The 23,456-nt window shown below is 26.5% G+C and carries 19 protein-coding genes; 2 read left to right on the top strand and 17 right to left on the bottom strand.

What is annotated here, in order from left to right:
* Positions 1-12 precede the first annotated feature (12 nt).
* Complete coding sequence (gene clpB, locus HMPREF3181_RS01420) at positions 13-2,580, bottom strand: ATP-dependent chaperone ClpB (RefSeq protein WP_068472287.1); 2,568 nt, start codon at positions 2,578-2,580, stop codon at positions 13-15.
* A 76-nt stretch (positions 2,581-2,656) separates the two neighbouring features.
* Positions 2,657-3,565, bottom strand: a complete 909-nt coding sequence (locus HMPREF3181_RS01415; protein ID WP_068472285.1) for a DnaJ domain-containing protein — start codon at positions 3,563-3,565, stop codon at positions 2,657-2,659.
* A 183-nt stretch (positions 3,566-3,748) separates the two neighbouring features.
* Between HMPREF3181_RS01415 and yedF the strand changes: the two genes are divergently transcribed.
* Positions 3,749-4,348, top strand: coding sequence for a sulfurtransferase-like selenium metabolism protein YedF (gene yedF / locus HMPREF3181_RS01410; protein ID WP_068472283.1), 600 nt, complete (start codon positions 3,749-3,751; stop codon positions 4,346-4,348).
* A gap of 42 nt (positions 4,349-4,390) precedes the next feature.
* On the opposite strand, the gene HMPREF3181_RS01405 is transcribed toward yedF, so the two are convergent.
* From HMPREF3181_RS01405 to dnaE, 11 genes are all read right to left on the bottom strand, one after another.
* Entirely contained in the window at positions 4,391-5,425 is a 1,035-nt protein-coding gene (locus HMPREF3181_RS01405) for a teichoic acid biosynthesis protein TarQ (RefSeq protein ID WP_068472280.1), read from the bottom strand.
* A 1-nt stretch (position 5,426) separates the two neighbouring features.
* Positions 5,427-6,905, bottom strand: coding sequence for an O-antigen polysaccharide polymerase Wzy family protein (locus HMPREF3181_RS01400; RefSeq protein WP_068472279.1), 1,479 nt, complete (start codon positions 6,903-6,905; stop codon positions 5,427-5,429).
* Positions 6,906-6,918: 13 nt separating this feature from the next.
* Positions 6,919-8,019: a glycosyltransferase gene (locus HMPREF3181_RS01395; protein ID WP_068472277.1), complete on the bottom strand. Its 1,101-nt coding sequence runs from the start codon at positions 8,017-8,019 to the stop codon at positions 6,919-6,921.
* A gap of 9 nt (positions 8,020-8,028) precedes the next feature.
* Positions 8,029-8,904, bottom strand: coding sequence for a LicD family protein (locus HMPREF3181_RS01390; RefSeq protein ID WP_231723241.1), 876 nt, complete (start codon positions 8,902-8,904; stop codon positions 8,029-8,031).
* On the bottom strand, positions 8,892-9,911 hold the full coding sequence (locus tag HMPREF3181_RS01385; RefSeq protein ID WP_068472275.1) for a zinc-binding dehydrogenase: 1,020 nt from the start codon (positions 9,909-9,911) through the stop codon (positions 8,892-8,894). Before HMPREF3181_RS01385 ends, HMPREF3181_RS01390 begins: the two co-directional genes overlap by 13 nt.
* 1 nt (position 9,912) lies before the next feature.
* Positions 9,913-10,620: an IspD/TarI family cytidylyltransferase gene (locus HMPREF3181_RS01380; protein WP_068472273.1), complete on the bottom strand. Its 708-nt coding sequence runs from the start codon at positions 10,618-10,620 to the stop codon at positions 9,913-9,915.
* Between the two features lie 3 nt (positions 10,621-10,623).
* The gene (locus HMPREF3181_RS01375; RefSeq protein WP_068472271.1) at positions 10,624-11,625 is read right to left on the bottom strand and encodes a glycosyltransferase family 2 protein; all 1,002 of its coding nucleotides are present in this window, start codon (positions 11,623-11,625) and stop codon (positions 10,624-10,626) included.
* The gene (locus HMPREF3181_RS01370) at positions 11,625-12,329 is read right to left on the bottom strand and encodes a sugar transferase (protein WP_156435976.1); all 705 of its coding nucleotides are present in this window, start codon (positions 12,327-12,329) and stop codon (positions 11,625-11,627) included. Before HMPREF3181_RS01370 ends, HMPREF3181_RS01375 begins: the two co-directional genes overlap by 1 nt.
* A gap of 61 nt (positions 12,330-12,390) precedes the next feature.
* The gene (gene pyk, locus HMPREF3181_RS01365) at positions 12,391-14,142 is read right to left on the bottom strand and encodes a pyruvate kinase (RefSeq protein WP_197415904.1); all 1,752 of its coding nucleotides are present in this window, start codon (positions 14,140-14,142) and stop codon (positions 12,391-12,393) included.
* 13 nt (positions 14,143-14,155) lie between these two features.
* Positions 14,156-15,115, bottom strand: coding sequence for a 6-phosphofructokinase (pfkA, locus tag HMPREF3181_RS01360; RefSeq protein ID WP_068472266.1), 960 nt, complete (start codon positions 15,113-15,115; stop codon positions 14,156-14,158).
* A 10-nt stretch (positions 15,116-15,125) separates the two neighbouring features.
* A complete protein-coding gene (dnaE, locus tag HMPREF3181_RS07435; protein ID WP_197415903.1) occupies positions 15,126-18,494 on the bottom strand; it encodes a DNA polymerase III subunit alpha in 3,369 nt (1,122 codons plus the stop codon).
* 119 nt (positions 18,495-18,613) lie between these two features.
* On the opposite strand from dnaE, the gene HMPREF3181_RS01350 reads away from it, so the two are divergent.
* On the top strand, positions 18,614-19,003 hold the full coding sequence (locus tag HMPREF3181_RS01350; RefSeq protein WP_068472264.1) for a GrdX family protein: 390 nt from the start codon (positions 18,614-18,616) through the stop codon (positions 19,001-19,003).
* Positions 19,004-19,154: 151 nt separating this feature from the next.
* Here HMPREF3181_RS01350 and HMPREF3181_RS07655 read toward each other — a convergent pair whose 3' ends face one another.
* From HMPREF3181_RS07655 to HMPREF3181_RS01335, 4 genes are all read right to left on the bottom strand, one after another.
* Positions 19,155-19,307 (bottom strand): hypothetical protein, encoded by a 153-nt coding sequence (locus HMPREF3181_RS07655; RefSeq protein WP_156435975.1) that lies wholly within the window; start codon positions 19,305-19,307, stop codon positions 19,155-19,157.
* A 98-nt stretch (positions 19,308-19,405) separates the two neighbouring features.
* On the bottom strand, positions 19,406-20,551 hold the full coding sequence (gene recA, locus HMPREF3181_RS01345) for a recombinase RecA (protein WP_068472262.1): 1,146 nt from the start codon (positions 20,549-20,551) through the stop codon (positions 19,406-19,408).
* A 15-nt stretch (positions 20,552-20,566) separates the two neighbouring features.
* On the bottom strand, positions 20,567-21,109 hold the full coding sequence (gene pgsA, locus HMPREF3181_RS01340) for a CDP-diacylglycerol--glycerol-3-phosphate 3-phosphatidyltransferase (protein WP_068472260.1): 543 nt from the start codon (positions 21,107-21,109) through the stop codon (positions 20,567-20,569).
* A complete protein-coding gene (locus HMPREF3181_RS01335; RefSeq protein WP_068472257.1) occupies positions 21,093-23,447 on the bottom strand; it encodes a DNA translocase FtsK in 2,355 nt (784 codons plus the stop codon). Before HMPREF3181_RS01335 ends, pgsA begins: the two co-directional genes overlap by 17 nt.
* Positions 23,448-23,456: the final 9 nt, after the last annotated feature.

Here is a 23,456-nt window from a genome sequence, read left to right as displayed (position 1 = left end):
AGCGTTTATTTGTTATGCAATACAAATTTTTCCATTTATATTTTTGAAATTAATTGTAGTATTCGGAACTATTTTTCCTTCAATTATTTTTGTTGCTATTTCTGTTTCTATATTTTTTTGAATGTATCTTTTTATAATTCTTGCTCCATAATTGTATGAATAAGTTGAATCTAAAATTAAATTTTTACATTCTTCATCTAAATTGATTTTTACATCAATATCTTTTAATCTATTTTCAATTTCTGAAATAGTCATATCAATTATTTTGTAAAGTTCTTCTTTTTGTAACGGTTTGAATAAAACAATATCGTCAACTCTATTTAAAAATTCAGGTCTAAAAGAATTTTTTAATTCTTTCATAACTTCATCTTCAGCAGTTTTTGTGATTTTACCATTTTTATCAATTCCGTCTAACAAATAAATGGAACCAATATTTGAAGTCATAATTATAATTGTATTTTTGAAATCGACAACTCTTCCTTGATTATCAGTAAGTCGTCCATCATCCAAAACTTGTAAAAGTATATTAAAAACGTCTGGATGTGCTTTTTCTATTTCGTCAAATAAAATTACACAATATGGATTTCTTCTAACTTTTTCGGTAAGTTGTCCACCTTCATCATATCCAACATATCCTGGAGGAGCTCCTATTAATCTTGAAACTGAATGTTTTTCCATATACTCACTCATATCAATTCTAACAAGATTTTTTTCATCATCAAACATACTTTCACACAATGTTTTAGCTAGTTCTGTCTTACCGACTCCGGTAGGTCCTAAGAAGATAAATGAACCGATTGGTTTATTTTCATCTTTTAATCCACTTCTTGACCTTAAAATACAATCTCTAACTAAATCAATGGCCTCGTCCTGTCCAACAACTCTCTTGTGTAAAATTTCTCCAAGATGTAATAATTTTTCTTTTTCACCTTCAACTAATTTTTTAATTGGGATATTTGTCCATTTTGAAATAACTTCAGCGATTGTTTCCTCTGTTACTTCTTCTTTTAAGTAACTTTCTTTTTCTTTTTTCTTTTCGTTAAGTTCAGCTAATTTCAATTCTAAATTTGCAAGCTTACCGTATTTTAATTCAGAAAGTTTTTCAAAATCATATTCTCTTTCAGCCTTTTCAATATCAATTCTAACAGCATCAATTTCAGCTTTAACAGATTTTATTTCATTAATATCTTTTTTATCACTTTCCCATCTTGCAAGTTCTACATTATATTTATTTTTAATATTTGATAATTCTTCTTCCAAGTCTTGTAATCTTTTTTTACTGATTTCGTCACTTTCTTTAACAAGTGTGGCTTTTTCAATTTCTAACTGTAAAACTTTTCTTCTCAAGTCGTCAATCTCTTGTGGCATTGAATCAATTTCAGTTCTTATCATAGAAGATGCCTCGTCCATTAAATCAATAGCCTTGTCAGGTAAGAATCTATCTGTAATGTATCTATCACTTAAAGTTACACAAGCAATAACTGCTGAATCTGTAATTTTTATCCCATGATGTATTTCGTATTTTTCTTTTATTCCTCTTAAAATTGAAATTGTGTCCTCAACTGTCGGCTCTTTTACTAAAACCTTTTGAAATCTTCTTTCCAATGCACCGTCTTTTTCAATATATTTTCTATATTCATCAAGAGTTGTGGCACCTATTGTATGCAATTCTCCTCTTGCAAGCATTGGTTTTAACATATTTGACGCATCTAATGCACCGTCAGTTTTACCTGCACCTACTAGAGTATGAATTTCATCTATGAATAAAATTATTTCTCCGTCTGAATTTTTTATTTCTTCAAGAACAGCTTTTAATCTTTCTTCAAACTCTCCTCTAAACTTCGCACCTGCTATAAGACTTCCCATATCTAATGAAAAAATTATTTTATTCTTCAATCCGTCAGGTACATCATTATTTACAATTCTTTGAGCTAAACCTTCAACGATTGCAGTCTTACCAACACCGGGTTCTCCTATTAAAACAGGATTGTTTTTAGTTCTTCTTGATAAAATTCTAATTGAATGCCTTATTTCCTCATCCCTACCGATTACAGGGTCAAGTTTACCATTTTTAGCTTCTTCAGTTAAATTTCTACCATATTTTAATAACTCTTCACTTGTACTTCCTTCTTTATGTTCGTTTTTCATATTCTTAATTCCCATTAAAGCATACTTGAATGAATTATATGTTATATTATATTTTCTAAAAATATCAGAAGATTTTACATTTTTTTCTTTTAAAAGTGCAAGATATATATGCTCTACTAAAATATTTGTATCGCCGGTTTCTTTAATTTCATCTTCTGAATTAAGTAAAATTCTTTGATAAACAGTATTCGGATATATATTAGAAGCACCATATTGAGAAGGCAAACTTTCAAATGCTGATTTAACATCATTCCTATAACTGTCTATATTTACATTCATTATATTTAAAATTTTAATTATTATATTGTCGCTATCTATCAAAGCCTTGTGTAAATGTATATCTGAAATTTCTACATTTGCATTTTTTATTGCTAAACTTTGAGATTCTTCAACTATTTTCATTGCATCATTACTAAATTTATCTAAATTCATAATATTTCTCCTTTCTAAAACTTACTCTTTACTAAAATATCAAATTCATCACAATTTAGTTATTGTCCATTTCATTTTAATTCTCCATTAATTTTTTATATAATTCTAATTTATCATTTGATAAATTTTTAGGATTATTTATAACTATTTCAAGATATAAATCCCCTGTCTTTCCTTTTAAATCAGTATATCCTTTATTTGATATTCTAATTTTTTTCATACTTTCTATTTTTTCCGGAATTTTAACTCTAATATTTCCATTTAATGTTTCAACAACCTTTGTAGTTCCAAAATATGCCTCCCAAGGATATAGACTTACAGTTTTTATCAAATCTAAATCCTCAAGTCTATACTCATCATTTATAACATTAATTTTAACAAGTATATCTCCGTCAATAGAATATTTATCTCCATTAACTTTAACTTTTTTACCACTCGTTATTCCTTTTGGAATTTTTACAGTTATTTTTTTAGGAGAATTATTTATATTAACATAAAGTTCTCTTTCAACTCCTAAATACGCCTCTTTAACCGATAAATTCAAACTTGTTTCATATTTTTTTCTTTGTTGCTGTCTATTAAATCCTGAATATTTATTGGCATTTGAAAAACTATCAAATCCAGAAAAGCCTCCAAATCCGGAAGATGAACTTTCTCCACCGAAAAACATATTAAAGAAATCAGAAAATCCACCCATATTACTTCCGTTAAATGAACCACTGAAACCATAATTTCTAGGGTCAAAATTATCCCCACCACTAAAATTATAATTTGAACCGAACATATCATATTGCTTTCTTTTTTCTTTATCGGATAAAACTTCATAAGCCTCATTTATTTCTTTAAATTTATTTCCGGCAATTTCATCATTTTGATTAACATCAGGATGATATTTCTTTGCTAATTTTCTATATTCTTTTTTTATTTCTGCATCAGTTGCATTTTTATCTACACCTAAAATTTTATAATAATCTTTATATTCCATAAAACCCTCCACTAATTTGACTTTCTTTGACCTTTAATTTTATTATACCCCATATATGAAAAATAAACAATATTTTTTATTTAAAAAAGTTTTTTTAAATAACATTTACAATTTTACTATTGTATTAATATTTCTAATATTGTATAATTAGATTGTATAAATTATATTTTTTGGAGGTATATTATGAAAGAAATAAACGCTAAAGGTTTAGTTTGTCCACAACCTTTAATTTTAACTAAAAAAGCTGTTGAAAGCTCAGAAGAAAAAGATTTTTTAGTTATAGTAGATAATGACACAGCCGTTAAAAACTTAGAAAAATTTGCTAAGAGTAGTAATTTAGATTTTAAATTTGAAAAAATATCTGATAATGAATTTAATATTTTTGTATCAAAAAATACAAATACTTCTTTACAAGAACCAAGTGCTTTTTGCTCTGTTGAAAACTCATCTGATGTAGTAATTGCAATTTCAAAAGACTTTATGGGAAATGGTTCAGAAGAATTAGGAAAATTATTAATTAAAGGTTTCGTTTACACTTCTAGTGAATATGAAAAATTACCAAAGACAATGGTGTTCTTCAATGCCGGAGTTAAATTAACTTCTGAAGGCTCTCCTTGTATTGATGATTTGAAAAAGTTGGAAGAAAAAGGTGTAGAAATTATTTCTTGCGGAACTTGTCTTGACTACTATGAACTTAAAGAAAAACTTTTAGTTGGCGAAATAAGTAATATGTACACAATCTACGAAACACTATTTAATGCAGGAAAAGTAATAAATATATAAAAGCTAAAAAACCGGCTCATTCCAGCCGGTTTTAACTTTAAATTATAATTTATATGATAATACTCCAATTATATTCTTTTCATAATTTTTTAAATTTTGTAATAATTTTTCGAAAGATGAGTATCTAGTTATTCCATATTCTTCAACTAATATAACATTTTTTAAATTCATTATATTATTTAAGTCATTTGCTTTTAATATATTAACTTTATCTATCTTACAATCATTTAACTTCTTAATAATATTTGAATTAGAGCTAAGTATACTTAATTCTTCAATATTTTCATTATTAATTTTATATTTCAAAACTTCAAACAAATCATTATCATTTTTTATTTCTTGAACAAATTTTATATTATATTTTCTATAATCTCCCTCTCTATTCACAGTTGGATTAAATATATACATTATAAAATTTATAATAGCAACTAAAATTATTAAGGCTATTTCAATTGCAAAAATTTTTACTAATAATTTTTTCATACTATAGCCAGTATTAATATTTTCTTTAGAACTAAGTTCTTTAGAATAATTAGATTCAACTTTTTCAATAGTAACATTATTATAAACTGATTTATATTTATTTATTAATTCATCAAATTTCTTTTCAATCAAATCATTTACCAATTTACTTGGTGTCAATATTTTTGCAGAAACCCCTAAATTAGTTGAAATATAATTTACTACTACTTTCTTATCCCAGTAATCTGAATTTGAATTTTTTAAAGTAACAGCTGATGTATCCAATTCTTTAGCCATTTGTGATAAATCTTTATCACTCACATCATTAAATAGATAAGCTCCATTTAAATTAGATATTAACAACTTTTCGTAAAAATCAGAATATCCTCTTCTACTGTATAAGGCATTTACATTGTCACTCTCAGGAGCAGTTATTTTATAAGCTACATAAGTTGAATATTGCACTCCTTCTTTTACTACTGTTTTTTTATTTATCGTTTGTAAAACCAACGGACAAACTAAAGCAACACTTAGTATTAAAAATGCTACTAAATTTAAAACTCTCTTTTTATATATATTGGATAATAAATCTCCAAATGAATAATTTTCAAACATATCATATCTCCTTCGTTTTAAAAATTGTATAAGAATTATCTTTTGATATTAATTTTGCTGATACAAATATTAATATCGCTATAAACCAAAATTGGAATGTAAATAATATTGAAAAGCTTTCTGAAAAACTACTTCTAGGCATAAAAAACAAATTATTCAATATTATTAATGTACAAATAAAAGGTAAAGTTTTATTCTTATAAGAAACATTAAGCATTCTTATAAATAAAAAACCTAAAAATATACTAAATAAAAACACACCTAAGTATCCAAAATCAGTATAATTTTCCATTATAAAACTACTTCCTAATCCATGTCCTTTTAAATAATCACCTTTTATTGATATATAAGAAATGTTATGAGCGTAGCTATTACTTTTTATTGCTAACTCAATACTATTTGTTGTAGCTGTAAATGGCTTTGTATCAAATAGAAACTTACCAAAATTTCCATGAGTAAAGTATTCAATAATTGGTCCAAAAGTAAAATTTGTAAAACTTCTTACAGCAATATTACTATTATACAAAAAACCTCTTGCTAAAACACCAAAACTTGTCCCTTGTTTATATATAAAATCAACGAATATATCAAATATTTTAAAATTCGAAACCTCAACATTATCTCTAACATAATTTAAAAGTCCCATTCCAACTATTATTATTGGAAGGCTGGTATAAATTAAAATTCTTTCTTTTAATCCTATCCATTTATTTTTAATATCTTCCTGGTCTCTTATAAAGTAATATATAAAAGAAAATATTAAAGTTAAAATAAATGGATTTCTTGTCCCAATAACTAAATATATAGCATTTGCAAATAAGTTACTGATTAAGACTATAGTAGCATTTCTTTTATTTGGTTTAGAAGCCAAATATATACACATAGAATAAACTGTAAAAACTGATAGTATATATGTAAAGTAAGGTAAACTGCTCTTAAAAGATGCATAATAAGTGTAATATGATGTATTTAACTTAAATATCAACCTTTCTATAAGCCTTAAAGTATAAAACGGATATGTCAATACATATACTGTAAGCGAAATAATCCTTACATTTTTTAACCAAACAGAATTTTCTATTATATTACTTTTATTTTCTAAGTTTTCCTTATTTTTAGTTTTTAATAGTACTTTTGAAATTATTCCTCCAATAAACAATCCGGAAAGTGAAATCATAACTATAATAAAAGCAAAAACATAAGCATCTTTTTGATAAGTATTAAAACTATAATTTCTTAAATAATCTATTGTAGGTCTTGAAACTAAAAATATAAAAATAGTTATATAAAAAAATAAATGTATTATATAATATTTTATATCAGTAAAACAAAATATTATCAAGCTAATGAAAAAGGATAATAGTGTAAAAAGTAATATATCCAATCTCTCTGTATATATATATTTCACTCCAAGTGATAGTGTGAAAATAAAAGATAATGCTGTAATTAAAGAATAAAATCTTTTAAAAGTAATATTCATATAATTATCTCCATTATTTTAATATTTCATTTATATTTTTTATTTGTTCAGGAATTGTAAATTTTGTTATAAATTTTTTCATTTCTGATTTATCCACTAATCTAGAATTGCCAAAATAATCAACAATATATTTACAAGCTTCATCGGTAGAGTTTATAACTCTTCCAAATTTACCATTATTTGAGAGTTCCTTTACTCCTCCAACGTCTGTAGAAATAAAAGGAATTCCTAAAGCTAATCCTTCAACAATGGCACCGGAAAATCCTTCTTGTTTTGACATTGAAAACATCAAGTCCATTTTTTTGATATATTTATATGGATTTTTTTGATATCCTAAAAAATGAACATAATCTTGCAAATTGTCTTTTTGTACCAACTCTTTTATATGATTTTCTAATTCTCCGGCACCTAAAAAATATAAATGATATTTTTTATTTAAATTTTTGTGTAATTTTTTAATTGTTTCATAAACTTCCAGTGACCCTTTTAAGTTTTCAATTCTGCCAATTACACAAATTGAATTTTTTTCAATGTTAATATCTGTCCATTCATTTGATTTTTCCAAAATACTATCAAAATCATATCCATTATAAATAGTTAAGACTTTATCTTCGTATTCAGGATAAACTGAAATTATGGACTCTTTCGTTTTTTCTGATACAGAAATTATCTTGTCAACCACTTCTAAATGCTTTCGATGATTATTTCTCTTTTGAGAATCATTCATAAAATCTTCAATACTTCCATGAATCCAAGCAATTTTTTTTACACTCTCATCTTTTGAAAATCCAAAAGGAGGGTTCATTATAGTAAATGAAATTTCTATATCATATTTTTCTTTAACCATTATTTTTCTTACTAAATTTGGAAAAAATTTTCTTATTCTCCACAAAATAGCTCTCTTTATTTTAGATTGTCTATAATCTTGCCATGATTTTAGTATTTTTATATTATCATTAACAGGTTCGTAACCCTTATCGAAATGCTCAATCTCAATTATATCAATATCATATTTCTCTCTATCAAGATTATTTACAATTGTTGATAATATTTTTTCTGCCCCTCCTCCTAAAGAAAAAGACCACAAAAAAAATAATATTTTCTTTTTTTTCAAATAATCACCTTATTTCCAAATTTCCTCATAATTTGTATAGCTATTTTTCAAATCTAAGAACAGCAAGTCATGATGTGGTACTTGTTTTTCTTTTGGAGGTAATTTCATATAATCTCCAAATGCAGTTTTTAAATAGCCGTCATATCCAATAGGAATTGGCATTTTTGTATCTTCAAAATCAAAATATTTTTTATCTACAAACCACTCTTTTTTATATACTTTTTTCATATAGTATGGTCCTGAGCAAAGTTCTGTTATATATTCTGAATCTTTTACTTTATATTTAGTCATTTTCTTTTCAGCTAATTTCCAAATTTTATATCTAACTTTTTTAGATTTAAAAATTGATAATAATATTTTGGAAACTTTTTTCTTTAATCCCCCGTGCTTTTCTGGTAAAACTTGTGCACAGAATAAAGAATAAATAAGTCCCCACATTATTTGAAATTTTCTTTGCATTTTTCCACTTGGACAACCGTCTAGTGGTAAAATATCAAGTGCTATTCCATGACTAATATTTAATCCTTTTTGATATGGTTTTACAGCTGTTGTATCATTATCTCTAATAGTAATAAAAAGATTATGGTCAACTAAATATTCATTTGCTTTTACAAGTGAATATTTTTTTGTATCTGCTTTTTCATTCCATAACAAAACTAATTTTTCATAATCTTCTCTAGGCATAAAAAAGTCTAAGTCATCATCCCAAGGAATAAAACCTGAATGTCTTAAACTACCTATTGCTCCACCACCACAAAGATAACATAATAAATTATTTTCTTCACAGAATGAAACAAAGTATCTACCCATTTCTAAACTTTTAAGTTGTAATTCTCTTAAATTTATTTCTTCCATATTAAAATTTACATTAATTAAATATTCCATTTTGCAACAGTTTTAAATGGTGTATTCAAATCAGTTTTAAAGAATCTATGAATATCATCAACATTGTTTATTTCATCATCTTCAAAAACTATTGACTTAAATCTATTTTGAATTTTTTTATTTTCAAGCATTTTAACTGCTTCTTCAAAATCCATTCTACCGGATCTGGAACAACCAACTAATGTCAATCCTTTCTCTAATATATCTCTTGTATTAATAGCAACCTTATTTTCACTAACACCCATAAGCATAATTGAGCCTTGCGGTTTAATATACTTAATTATATTATTAATTGCATCTTCACTTCCTAGTCCACCTGCGCATTCAAACGCATGGTCAGTTGAAAAATCTTCCGGTATATCATCGATAGAATAAATTTTATCAACAAATGAAAAGATTTTTAATTTTTCTAAATTTCTTCCTATTACAACTATTTTACTTTTTGGAAATTTGTATTTTAAAACATTAGCCATAACAAAACCTAAACTTCCATTTCCAAAAATAGTTATAGTTTCTTTATTTTCAAGTGAATTTTTCACAAATCTATCATAAGCATGAAAACCAACTGAAATAAACTCTAAAATAGATGCAACTGACAATTCAATATCATTAAATTTAACAAGTCTATCAGGAGAAATTTTTACAAATTCTCTCATAAATCCGTCATGTCCACTAGATAAGAAGTATGCTCCCTTTACATAGTTTTCATATATATTATCGTCAAATTTACAAGGTGGAGTATTTGGTATCATTGACACCTTATCCCCTACTTTAAATATATTCGTTGGGTCAAAAACAACTTCTCCACATGATTCATGAATTGGAGCCATTGGAAGTTTCTTTGCTAAAACTTTCGGGTCTCTTTTTCCTAAATAATATCTTTGGTCAGCATGGCATAAGGACACATACAAAGGCTTTACAATTACTTTATCTCCTAAAAAACTTTCATCAACATATTTTACTGAAATGAAACCGGGTTTAATTAATTGAAAAATTCTATTTATCATTTTAATTCTCCATAAGCATTGCTTTAGCTATCTTCAAATCTGTTACAGTAGTAATCTTAATATTTGAAAAATCTCCATTAACTAAAAATACTTTTTCTCCATTCAATACAAATATTTTACAAGCATCTGTCAAAATATTTTTTTCTTCTTCAGTTAGTTTACTATAATATTCCATAAATTTATTGATTTTAAAAGTTTGTGGAGTTTGTCCCTGAAACATTGTTTTTCTATCTGGAATTGATGAAATAAATTTTCCATCTTCAGACGTAACAATTGTATCAAACGCAGGAACAACTGTATCCACAATATTATATTGTTTACAATTTTCTATATTTTCTTCTATCATCTTGATTGAAACAAAAGGTCTAACAGCATCATGAGTTATAAGAATATCATCATCTGTAATTTTGTTATCATCATTAATAGCAGAAATTACATTTAAAATTGTAGAATTTCTATCCTTACCACCGTCAACAATAACAATCTTATCAACCAAATAGTTATAATCTTTTTCTATTATATCAACTAAATAAGAATTCCAGTCCGGATTTACTCCTACATAAATTTTATCTATTTTATTACATAACAAAAATTTTTCAATCGTATGAATTATTATAGGTTTATCTCCAATATTCAAAAATTGTTTTGGCATATTTGAAATATTCATTCTACTACCTATTCCACCTGCAAGAATTCCTGCATAAATCATTTTCTAGTCCTCCTTATTATATGTTTTTAAAAATGATGGGATTTTCAAAAATCCTATCAATGTACCATATCCATAACTAATATGTAAAAGGAAAAATACAATTGGAAGTAATAAATTATATACATTGAATTTCCCTCTAAAAATTGAACATAAAGCCATCAAAACATTCACTATAAGATATGAACCGAATACTAATAAAAATAAATATTTGGTAAAAAATAGTGATATAACTGATACAAAAAGTGAAACTAAAAAAGCAAAAGGAATATAATGATATAAATTCAAACATTCCGGACAAACAGCTGTTGTAAGTCCTATCCACATTCCATTAGCCTTTTTTTGCTTAATCATTTTAGAAAGTGAATTTCTAGTATGTTGATATGAAACAATGTTATCATCATAGCAAAGTTTATAACCTGCTTTTCTAATTCTATAATGAAACTCATTGTCCTCTGTTCTTAATAGCTTTTCATTAAAAAATCCAACTTTTTCTAAAACTTCTCTTTTATACATAGCATGGAACATAGATTTTACATACTTTTTCCCTGATGCATTTCTAAAAGGTGCAATTCCACTACCAAACATTGATGATTCTGCCTCTAAAAGCATTTTTTTATAAGCAGTATCTTCATCAATTATATTCGGCCTTCTTCCTCCAGAAACGTCCTCACCCGATTCTATATTTTTAACATTTTTTTCAATAAAATCTTTAGGAATGGAAGAATGTGCATCAATTCTAACTAATACATCTCCAGTAAAATTTTTTATAACAACATTCCAACCAGCAGATTGAATTTTTTTAGGATTATCAAAAATTTTAACATCTAAAAAATCATTGTTTTCTTTAAATTCTTGCATAACATTTTTTGTGTTATCAGTTGATAAACCGTCAACCAAAATTATTTCAATCTCATTATGTGGATATGTTTGTAATTTAAAATCTTCAAAAAGAGAAGGTAAAGTTTTTTCTTCATTTAAGGCAACAACACCTATACTAACTTTCATTATTTAGACCTCCCCAAAAATACAGATAAAAATGTTTTAAACATAATTTTTATATCATACCAAAAGGAAAATTTTTCAATATATTCCATATTGTATTTCATTTTATCCGGCAAAATATAATTTATATAAATATCATCAACACTTATATTTTCATTTAAATGCTCTGATATGATTTCATCTTCATCTTTATAATTTATGCTAGAATATGACGTAAGTCCTGCAGGTAAAAGTAATGTAGCATACATATAGTCTGAATACTTTTCAACATACTTTGTAACCTCCGGTCTTGTTCCTACAAAACTCATATCTCCTAAAAATATATTAAAAATTTGAGGAAATTCATCTAATCTATATTTTCTTAAAAATTTTCCAACTTTAGTTATTCTTGAATCAGATTTAACAGTTACAAGTGTTCCCATTTTGTCAGCATTTGAAACCATTGTTCTAAATTTAAAAATTCTAAACTTTTTACCATAAGTTGTAACTCTTTCCTGTCTATAAAACACAGTTCCTTTTGAATCAAGTTTTATCGCAATTGAAATTATAACTATTGGAATAAACAAAATTATCAAAATTATAACAGAAAGAATAATATCTGATATTCTTTTAAAAATCAAACTACAACTTTTTTTTGAAACTATTTCATAATATTTTTTTACAGAATCATTTTGAAATTCTGTAGGTAAATTTTCGTATTTTATCAAAATATTTTCTCCTTAATTAAACATCTGTAATATAATAACATATATTTAAAATAAAGTAAAATTAAAGAACTTTAACATCTCCATCATATACTAATCCACCAGCTGTATCTATTGTTACGAGTTGTTCGTCTTTTATTATATTTGTTGCATTTTCAGCTCCAATAATTGTTGGAATATTAAAATGTAATGCAATTATAGCAGCGTGAGAAGTAAGGCCTCCTGTTTCAACTATAATACCTGATGCTCTATCTAAATATTCAACAAATTCTCTATCAGTAAATTTAGCAACAATTATATCTCCATCTTTAAATTTATTTTTTAAATCTTCTTCTGTTCTTATTACACAAGTTTTTGCAGTTATAGATTCTTTTCCAATTCCAAATCCTTTTATTAAAACTTTTCCAACCGTATGAACCTTAATTAAATTGGTTGTTCCGGCAACACCAACAGGTATTCCGGCTGTTAATACAACAGTATCTCCATCGCTAATATAATTTGCTTTTAATGTAGCAGAAATAGAACGTTCAATAACTTCGTCTGTATGTTCAGATTTTTCAGAAAGAAGTGTAGAAACTCCCCAGAAAATCTGTAATTTTCTTCTAACTTTTTCAGAATAAGTAACAGCAATAATATCTACAAATGGTCTAAATTTTGAAATTGAAATTGGTGTAATTCCTGATGCAGTAGCACATATAATTGCTTTTGCTCTCAAATTTTCAGCAATTTCTTTTGTAGATAAACTAATAGAATTCATTGTATTTAATGAATCATCTCTGTCTTTATTTTTTATACTATTTTGAAAATCGAAAGAGTTTTCTGTTGTTATAGCTATATTATTCATAACTTTAACTGCATCTTTTGGATATTTACCCGCGGCAGTTTCTCCTGAAAGCATTACGCAATCACTTCCGTCAATAATTGCATTAGCAACATCAGTAACTTCTGCTCTAGTTGGTCTAGGATTTCTAATCATAGAATCTAACATTTGAGTGGCTGTTATTACAGGCTTTCCAATTAAATTACATTTTCTAATTATTTCTTTTTGAATTTTAGGGATAAATTCTGTTTTAATTTCAACTCCTAAATCTCCTCTTGCTACCATTATTCCATCAGATGCATCAATAATTTTATCAATATTTTCTACACCCTCTTGATTTTCTATTTTTGAAATAATTTTTATTTCAGAATTATTTTCATCTAAAATTTTTCTAATTTCATATACATCTTCCGGTTTTCTAACAAAAGATGCTGCGATAAAGTCTAAATCATTTTGTATCGCAAATAAAATATCTGATTTATCTTTTTCTGTAATTGATGGTAAATTTATTACTTCATTAGGAACATTTACACCCTTATTGCTTTTAATTACACCATTATTTTTTACTAAACATTTTATTTCTTTATCTGTTTTAGAGATAACTTCCATTTCAACTAAACCGTCATCAACTAAAATTGTTCCTCCAACTTTAACATCGTCAGGTAATAGTTTATATGAAACTGAACAAATTTCTTGATTACCTAAAACTTCTTCTGTTGTAAAAGTATAAGTATCCCCTGCTTTTAAATTAACTTCATCAACACTAAATTTTCCAAGTCTTATCTCAGGACCTTTAGTATCAAGCATTATGGCGATAGGTAAATCTAATTGTGTTCTAGCCTCTTTAATATTATTAATTCTAATTTGATGTTCTTCATGACTTCCATGTGAAAAGTTTAATCTACAAACATTCATTCCATTAAGCATTAATTCTTTTAAACTTTCAACTGAATCTGATGCAGGTCCAATTGTACATATTATTTTTGTCTTTTTCATAATCTCTCTTCTCCTAAATAGATAATTCATCAACTATATCATATAAATCTTTATTAAATGTCTTTTTATTTTCAACTGCCTCTTCAATAGAAACATATTCTATCTTATTATTTTTAACTGCCAATGCTAAATTTGTTTTATCTTCTAATAATAATTTAACAGCAACACTTCCCATTTGACTTGCAATAATTCTATCAAACGAACTCGGTGTTCCACCCCTTTGGATATGTCCTAGAACAGTTACTCTTGTATCTATATTTGTCTTTTCTTGAATTTGTCTTTTAAGCTCATAAGGACTTAAAATTCCTTCAGTTAAAACAATTATATGATGCAGTTTTCCTCTTTTTCTACCACAAATTATTTTATTACAAACTTTATCCAAATCAAAATCAACTTCAGGAACAATTATACTTTCAGCTCCACCTGCAAGTCCTGAATGTAAAGCAATATCTCCACATTTTCTTCCCATAACTTCCAAAATATTTGCCCTACCATGAGAAGAAGAAGTGTCACGAAGTTTTGAAATAGCATCTATAACAGTATTTACAGAAGTAAAAAATCCTATTGTATAATCTGTATATCCCATATCATTATCAATCGTACAAGGTATTGCAATTGTCTTTATTCCTCTTTTGCTTAAAACATTAGCTCCTCTAAAAGTACCGTCTCCACCAAGTACAACAAGTCCTTCTATTCCATTATCATGTAGATTTTTAATAGCCTTTTCTTGACCTTCTTCAGTCATAAATTCTTTACTTCTGGCACTGCCTAACATTGTTCCACCCTTTTGAATAATATCGGCAACACTAGAGACATTCATTTCAAAAATATCCCCTTTTATAAGTCCATCATAACCAAACTTTACACCATAAATTCTAATATTATGATATATGCAAGTTCTTACGACAGCTCTTATTACAGGATTCATTCCCGGAGAATCTCCTCCACTTGTAAGAATAGCAATTTTTTTCAAAATATACCTCCTAATTAATTCGAAAACAATCTTTCCCAAAATTATTTTCCAAATCAACAATTAATCTTTCATTTTTTAAATCAAATCTATTTTCTAATTTTAAAGTTTTATTAGTAGATGAAATATATATAATAACAGGATTTATTCCTTTGTATTTTAAAGAAAATTCTCCAAGCTTTCTTTTTGATTCATCATCTAAACTATCCAATTTTATATACAACTTTTTACTATAAATTTCATCAATTTCATTCGCATCGATTATCGTAAAATTAGTATTACCGAATGAATTTACACTAACTTTAACCGATATTTCATAAATATTTCCTTTATAAATATTTAAATCTTTTACATCTAAAAGCTCGATGCTACTTGAAAAGTCTTCTACATTTACAGTTTTTAACATCTTATTTTTCTTATTTCTTCTTGTCTTTACAGAATTTACATAAGTTATTATCTTATAAATACCTTTATCTAAAACCTTTAAATCATCTAACTTCATATAATTTTTAGACTTTATATATTCTTTATAGTCATCTAATGGATGTGAAGAAATATAAAAACCTAAAATTTCTTTTTCAAATTCTAAAATATCATCTTTTGAAAATTTTTCAGACTTAACAAATTTTTCTTGCATAAAATCTGAACCTATTAGCGAAAGCTGACCCGACAATTCATTTTTACTTTTTGAAACTATTTGTGTAAACAAAGTTTCGCAAGAATTTAAAATTTCAATTCTATCCTTTTCAATTTCATCAAAGCCACCAGCTTTTATTAAATTCTCAACAGACATTAAATTCATATTTTTTGATTCTTTTAATCTTTCTAAAAATTCTTTAAAACTTTTAAAAGCACCATTTTTTCTTTCTTCTATAATATCTTTTGCTAAAAGTCTATTGAAACCTTTTATTTGTGAAAAGCCTATTAGCATACATTTTTTTTCCGTACTAATCTTATAAAAACTTGAATTAACACTTGGGAGTAAAATTTTTATTCCCATTCGTTTTACTTCTTGAAAATAAGTAAAAAATTGTTTTTCATAATTTATAACAGAATTAAGTAGGCAAATCATATACTCAAGTGGATAATAATATTTTAAATAGGCAGTTCTATACGCATTTAAAGAATAGCAAGCACTATGTGATTTATTAAAAGCATAATTTCCAAACTCAACAATCAAATCAAAAATATTTTTTGCAAGTTTTTCATCAACACCATTTCTAATACAGCCTTTGATTTTTACACTTCCGTCTAAATTATCCATGCCATAAATAAATGTTTGACGATTACGCTCCATAATATCCATATTTTTTTTCCCGATTGCTTTTCTTAAATTGTCGGCTTGCCCCCAAGTATATCCGGCAAGCTCTCTTGCAATTTGCATAACTTGTTCTTGATAAACAATAATTCCATAAGTGGATTTTAAATATTTTTCTAAACGTCTATCTAAATATCTAATTCCTCTAGGATTTTTCTTATTTTTTATATAAGTCGGTATCTGATTCATAGGACCCGGTCTAAAAAGAGAGTTAGCAGCAACTAATTCATCAAAATTATCAGCTTTTAAATCCTTTAAAAACAGCCTCATTCCAACACTTTCAAACTGGAACACACCAATAGTATCAGCCGTTCTAAATAAATTTAAAACATTTTTATCTTTTAAACTTATTTTTTCAATATCAATATCTACATTATAATTTTTTTTAACCAGTTTTATAGTATCATCAATTACAGTAAGAGTTCTAAGACCTAAAAAATCCATTTTTAAAAGGCCTAACTTTTCAAGTTCTGTCATATTAAATTGTGTTACAATATTTTCTCCACTTTTAGAAAGTGGAATATACTCAGTTAATTCTTCTTTTGTAATTACAATTCCGGCTGCATGAATTGAAATATGTCTATGAAATTTTTCAAATTTTTCAGAAGTATTTATCAATTTCTTTATATCGACATCTTCATCATACAATCTCTTTAATTCAACACTATCTCTTAACGCAGATTCAAAAGTAACGTCTAAATTATTCGGAATAAGTTTTGCAACCTTATCTACAAGTGATAACTTATAACCTAAAACTCTACCAATATCTCTAACACCTGCCCTTGGTTTCATTGTACCAAAAGTTACGATTTGTGAAACATGATTTTTACCATACTTTTGAATTACATAATCTATAACCTCTTCACGTCTTTCATTACAAAAGTCTATATCAAAGTCAGGCATAGAAATTCTTTCGGGATTTAAAAATCTTTCAAAAATTAATTCATATTCAATAGGGTCAATATCCGTAATCTCTAAGCAATATGCGATAATAGAGTTGGCACCCGAACCTCTTCCTGGACCTACCGGAATTTTATTTTTCTTAGCAAAGTTTACAAAGTCCCAAACTATAAGAAAATAATCAGTAAAACCCATTTTATTTATAACTGAAAATTCATAATCGACTCTTTTTTTTATCTCATCAGTTATATTTTCATATCTTTTTTTCATTCCCTCGACGATTATACTATACAAATAATCTTCTTTTGTACTAAATCCATCAGGAATTTTATATTCAGGCAAATGATATGTTGAAAAATCAAATTCAACATTACATCTCTCAGCAATCATCTTTGTATTGTAAATTGAATCTTGTAAAGAAGAAAATATTTTTAACATCTCTTCCTCACTCTTTAAATAATATTCAGCGCCTACAAAAACATCTTCTTTCAATTCGGATAACAAAATACCCTTAGAAATACATCTTGCGATTTTAAACAAATTAAAATCCGTATTTTCCAAGTAATGAACATCATTTGTTACAACAGTATTAACATCAATTTCATTTGCAAATTCTAAATATTTATTAATCATTAATTCATCATTTTCTTCGAAATGAAAATTAAGCTCCAAAAATAAATCTTCTTTGTTAAACATACTCTTGAAATTTAACATTTCATTTTTAGCACTCAACATATCTGCGGAGTACAAACATTTACGAATGAAACTTCTCTTTGAACCAACAATTAAAATTAAATTTTTTGAAAATTTTTCTAACTCATCAAAAGTTATAAATTCCCTATTTCTATTTTCAACAATATATAAATTAGAAACTAATTTACATAAATTCTTATACCCTTGATTATTTTTAGCCAATAAAATCACATTATAAAATTCATTATTTGGATATGACAAAGTAATCTCACAACCAATAATGGGCTTTATAGAATTTTTTTTACATCTCATATAAAAATCTATAACACCATACATATTATTGTAATCAGTAATAGCCATAGCTTTAAAATTTAATTCTTTAGCCTTATCTATTAACTTTTCCATTGGATTATAATTATTTAACAAACTATATTCCGTATGAACATTCAAATGTACAAAATCATTAGCCAAAATTATCACCCCTACTAAGATTTTACCATATTTTCAATATTTTTTAAATATATTTATCTAAGCTCTTTATATTTTTATGTTTTTATGTTACAATCTTATAGTACGAAGGGAGAAATGATATGAGATTTACATTAATAACTAACAACATTGACTTGTATGAAAAAGTAAAACACAAAAATGATTTAGACATAATATTTGACGAAAAATATACATACGGAGATATTTTAGACATAGTTAAAAAGAAATTACAAGACGGATATGAACTTTCTACTCACCCACTTTGTGGAAGTATAAAACCTAATGAAACACCTTATAGGTCAATATTAATAACAAAAACAAAAGAATTAGACGTTAATGGAATTATAATAATTGACGAGGCAATAGAAACATACAAAAAATTCCAAAACAATATGAAAACTCCACTATGGATTGATAGAGTATTAAGAGATTTCAGATATGTTGACTGTAACATATTAGTTCAAACAATAGAAAAATTAGGAATAGAATAATATACGAAAAAAGGATAGCTACTAATTGCTATCCTTTTGTTGCATATTATTTATTATTTGGCTTTTTTGCCTTAATTAAATCACAATGAAAAATATAATTATCTTTACCCTTTATCGTATAATCGTTTAATTCATATGATTCAAAATTTCCTCATATATTATGCTCTTTTTCCCATTTGATTTCTTCATCAAAAGATAATACCTTTGGATTAGCAATAGAAGATGCAAGAAAATATCCAAAAGATAATGTTAAAACTAATAATATTAAAAGAAAAAATACAATTATTTTAATTAATTTTTTCATACTGATTTTTCTCCTTTAATTTACATCACATAATATATCATTCAACAAACATATTTAAACTAAAAAAGATGAGAATAAAATCTCATCTTTTCAAAATATTATTCGATTATTAAATCATCTAATAATAATTCTTCAGCATCTTCTATTTCTTCATCTTCTAAAGTTTCTGTTTCAACTTCTTTTGGAACATCTTTCTTTTCGTAATCAATTCCATAAGATGCATAAATTTTTTCTTTTACTTCTTCTAAAAATGCAGGGTGTTCTTCTAAATAAACTTTAGCTTTTTCTTTTCCTTGTCCAAGTTTTATATCTCCACAGCTGTACCAAGCACCTGATTTTTTGATTATATTTTTATCTGCTGCCATATCAACTATTATTCCAAGTTTTGATATTCCTTCGCCAAATATTATATCAAATTCACAAGTTTTAAATGGAGGAGCCATTTTATTTTTAACAACTTTTACCTTTGTCTTTGCTCCATAAGGTTCATTATCTCCTTGTTTTAATTGTTCAGCACGTCTTATATCAATTCTAACACTTGCATAGAATTTTAAAGCTCTACCACCAGTTGTAGTTTCAGCCGGACCACCACCTGCATAAGGATTAGTTGAAATATTTGACCTTAATTGGTTGATGAAAACTACTGTTGTGTTTGATTTTGAAATTATACCAGCTAATTTTCTTAATGCTTGACTCATAAGTCTTGCATGTAAACCCATATGAGAATCTCCCATATTTCCTTCAATTTCTGCTCTTGGAACAAGAGCGGCAACAGAGTCAACTATAACTAAATCAATTCCTGAACTTCTAACCAATGCCTCAACAATAGCAAGAGCTTGCTCTCCTGTATCAGGTTGTGATATAAGTAAATTATCTACATCTACTCCTAATTTTCTTGCATATTCAGGGTCTAATGCATGTTCTGCATCGATGAATGCAGCAACTCCACCAGTTTTTTGTGCCTCTGCTATTATGTGTAAAGTCAAAGTAGTTTTACCGGAAGATTCAGGACCATAAATTTCTACAATTCTTCCTTTAGGTATCCCACCAATTCCTAATGCAATGTCTAAGTTCATAGCACCAGTGCTTATTGATTCTATATTTATTTTTGGGGCATCACCCATTCTCATTATGATTCCTTTTCCAAAATCTTTTTCAATTTTTTCAAGGGCAACGGATAATGCTTTTTTTCTTTCGTCCTTATCTTCTATTCTTTCAAACTTTTCAGTTTTTTTAGTAGCCATAAATTCCTCCTTTAATTAAATATTTTTTAAATCTAAAACTTTTATATTTTTCCAAATATAATCTACTGCTGAAATAATTGTAAACACAACAGATATATACCACAAAATCATATCAATATTAAACGGAATTTTAATTATTTGTGTTGAATTTAAAAGTATAAAACTTATAGCAAAAAGTTGAGTTATAGTTTTAACTTTTCCATAAATACTTGCTGATATAACTATTCCATTTGATGCGGCAACTAACCTAAATCCGGAAATTATAAACTCTCTTGCTAAAACAATGCAAACCATCCACGCCTCAACTTTTCCAAATTGAACTAACATAACAAGTGCAGAACAAGCCAAAATTTTATCGGCAAGTGGATCCATAAATTTACCAAAAGTGGTAACTAAATTTCTACTTCTAGCTAAATGTCCATCTAACATATCCGTTAAAGATGCAACTACAAAAATTAAAAATCCTAAAATATTATTTATTCCTAAAATTAATAAACTAGCAATAAAAATTGGTACTAAAAATATTCTAAATAAAGTTAATTTATTCGCTATGTTCATTATTATCTCCTTTCAGCTTGTCAAAATAATCAAAACCTATTAAAATCTTTCTAGGTTTACTTCCCTCTTGTTTTCCAACAATCATTCTGCTTTCCATTTCATCGATTATTCTACCTGCTCTAGCATAGCCAATTTTCATTTTACGTTGCAATAATGAAATTGATGCTGAATTTTCTTCTAAAACAATTCTAACTGCATCGTAAAATAAATCATCAACATCGTCTTCTTCATCAACAGTATTTGCCACTTCTGACTCAATATTTTTTATGATTTCTTCATCATAAAATACTTCTTGCATTTGCTCTTTAATGCTGTCAACAACATCTTCAACTTCACTATCAGAAACAAAGCAACCTTGTATTCTAATAGGTTTAGAAACTCCGGAAGGATTAAATAACATATCGCCTTTTCCAAGTAATGTTTCTGCACCTGATGCATCTAAAATAGTCCTTGAGTCGATTTGTGAAGAAACTTGGAAAGATATTCTTGACGGAATATTTGCCTTTATAGTTCCTGTAATAACATCAACAGAAGGTCTTTGTGTTGCAACTACAAGATGAATACCACAAGCTCTTGCCATTTGTGCAAGTCTGCAAATATATGATTCAACTTCATTTGCACTTACCATCATTAAGTCTGATAACTCGTCTATTATTATAACTAGGTATGGTAATTTTTCCAATTCATTTGTTTTTTGCTTTTCATTATATCCTTTAATATCTCTAACTTGATTGTCGGAGAATAAAGTATAACGTCTTTCCATTTCCCTAACTGCCCAATTTAAAGCAGCACTTGCCTTTTTAGAATCTGTAACAACAGGTATTGCAAGATGAGGAATTTTATTATATATCTTCAACTCTACAACTTTTGGGTCGATTAAAATCATTTTTACATCTTCAGGAGAAGATTTATATAAAATACTCATTATAAGCGTGTTAATACAAACAGATTTTCCAGAGCCCGTTGCTCCTGCAATTAATATATGTGGCATTTTATCTATTGAAGAAACAATTATTTCTCCTGAAATTGTCTTTCCTAAAGCCATTGGCATTTTAGATTCAGAATTTTGATATTCTTTTGAAGACAATATTTCTTTTAATGATACATTTTCTTTTAATGTATTAGCAACTTCAATTCCTATTACAGATTTTCCTGGAATCGGCGCCTCAATTCTTATATCCGGTGAGGCTAAAGCAAGAGATAAATCATCTGTAAGATTTACAATTTTATTTACCTTAACGCCCATATCCGGTTGCAATTCAAAGCAAGTAACTGTTGGACCTTTATTTATCCTAACAACCTTAGCTCCTACTCCAAAACTTTTTAAAGTAGTTTCTATTTTTTTTGCTCTTTGTTTTAAAGTTGATTCTGATTCAGTTTCTTTTGTTTCACTACCTTTAAGTAAATTTAAAGATGGAATTTTATATTCTATCTTCTTTTTTTCGGTAGTTGTCTTTATATCCAGAATTTCTTCTTTTTCATTAGAAATTTTGTTAGACAATTTAGTATTTTCTTTAATATCATCATCAGGAAATAAGTTAAAGCTATCTAAAAGTTCTTCTTTTTCTAATTTTTCATTTTCAATTTCCTTTTCTTCTATAAAATTGTCATTATGATTTGAAACAATTATCTCTCTTTCTTCAAAATCATCAACTTTTTCAACAAATTCCTCATTTTCAACAAGATTTAAAACTTCAACTTCTTCATCGTTCTTTTGTTCTTTTTTTAATGCCTTTTTTTCCTTATATTTTGAATATTTTTCATTAATAATAACAAAAAGTTTTAATATATAACCTTTTATAATTTTTAAAAAGTCCATAAATGTAACATCTAAAAAAGATAAAATTAAAAATAGACCAATCATAAAAGTAAAAATATAAAGACCTATAGTTCCAATCATAATATTATAAAAATATCCTAAAATAGCTCCTATATATCCACTTCCACTTCCTTCAGCTGACAATGTTTTTGATATTGCCAATTTTATTGATAAATTATTGGAAGAATTGTTTGATAAATCTACTATCGCCATATAATTAAAAAATAATAGCAAGGACATAATACAGCGATTTTTATTTTTTTTATTCATTTTATTAAACAATACAACTAGATAAATTATTTCCATTACAAGTAAAAATAAAAAATATGTATTTCCAAAAAATCTTTGAAAAGTATTTTTAATAAAATTTCCTAAAAAACCTGTATTACCAAAAAAAGAAAATACAATAAAAAAAGAATTCAAAAAAAACAATCCTAAAATAGTATTCTTTAAAAATTTATCTTCTTTAACCTGCTTTCTCTTATTAGTTCCTGTTCTAGTTTTTCTCTTTTTCTCCATATTTTCCCC

The organism is Parvimonas sp. KA00067 (genome assembly GCF_001553085.1).
Taxonomy (GTDB): Bacteria; Bacillota; Clostridia; order Tissierellales; family Peptoniphilaceae; genus Parvimonas; species Parvimonas parva.
Note: the sequence above shows the minus strand (reverse complement) of the source record. Positions and strands in the feature narration are given on the sequence as shown.

Bases quoted from the DNA above. Each gene is read 5' to 3' on its own strand.
- HMPREF3181_RS07655 (WP_156435975.1), bottom strand. From the start codon at position 19,307: ATGAAAAAATTAATTAAAATAATTGTATTTTTTCTTTTAATATTATTA.
- HMPREF3181_RS01380 (WP_068472273.1), bottom strand. From the start codon at position 10,620: ATGATTTATGCAGGAATTCTTGCAGGTGGAATAGGTAGTAGAATGAAT.
- HMPREF3181_RS01400 (WP_068472279.1), bottom strand. From the start codon at position 6,905: ATGAATATTACTTTTAAAAGATTTTATTCTTTAATTACAGCATTATCT.
- pyk (WP_197415904.1), bottom strand. From the start codon at position 14,142: ATGAAAAAGACAAAAATAATATGTACAATTGGACCTGCATCAGATTCA.
- HMPREF3181_RS01415 (WP_068472285.1), bottom strand. From the start codon at position 3,565: ATGGAATATAAAGATTATTATAAAATTTTAGGTGTAGATAAAAATGCA.
- clpB (WP_068472287.1), bottom strand. From the start codon at position 2,580: ATGAATTTAGATAAATTTAGTAATGATGCAATGAAAATAGTTGAAGAA.
- HMPREF3181_RS01390 (WP_231723241.1), bottom strand. From the start codon at position 8,904: ATGGAATATTTAATTAATGTAAATTTTAATATGGAAGAAATAAATTTA.
- pgsA (WP_068472260.1), bottom strand. From the start codon at position 21,109: ATGAACATAGCGAATAAATTAACTTTATTTAGAATATTTTTAGTACCA.
- HMPREF3181_RS01405 (WP_068472280.1), bottom strand. From the start codon at position 5,425: ATGTTTGAAAATTATTCATTTGGAGATTTATTATCCAATATATATAAA.
- HMPREF3181_RS01350 (WP_068472264.1), top strand. From the start codon at position 18,614: ATGAGATTTACATTAATAACTAACAACATTGACTTGTATGAAAAAGTA.
- recA (WP_068472262.1), bottom strand. From the start codon at position 20,551: ATGGCTACTAAAAAAACTGAAAAGTTTGAAAGAATAGAAGATAAGGAC.
- HMPREF3181_RS01335 (WP_068472257.1), bottom strand. From the start codon at position 23,447: ATGGAGAAAAAGAGAAAAACTAGAACAGGAACTAATAAGAGAAAGCAG.
- HMPREF3181_RS01375 (WP_068472271.1), bottom strand. From the start codon at position 11,625: ATGAAAGTTAGTATAGGTGTTGTTGCCTTAAATGAAGAAAAAACTTTA.
- yedF (WP_068472283.1), top strand. From the start codon at position 3,749: ATGAAAGAAATAAACGCTAAAGGTTTAGTTTGTCCACAACCTTTAATT.
- HMPREF3181_RS01385 (WP_068472275.1), bottom strand. From the start codon at position 9,911: ATGATAAATAGAATTTTTCAATTAATTAAACCCGGTTTCATTTCAGTA.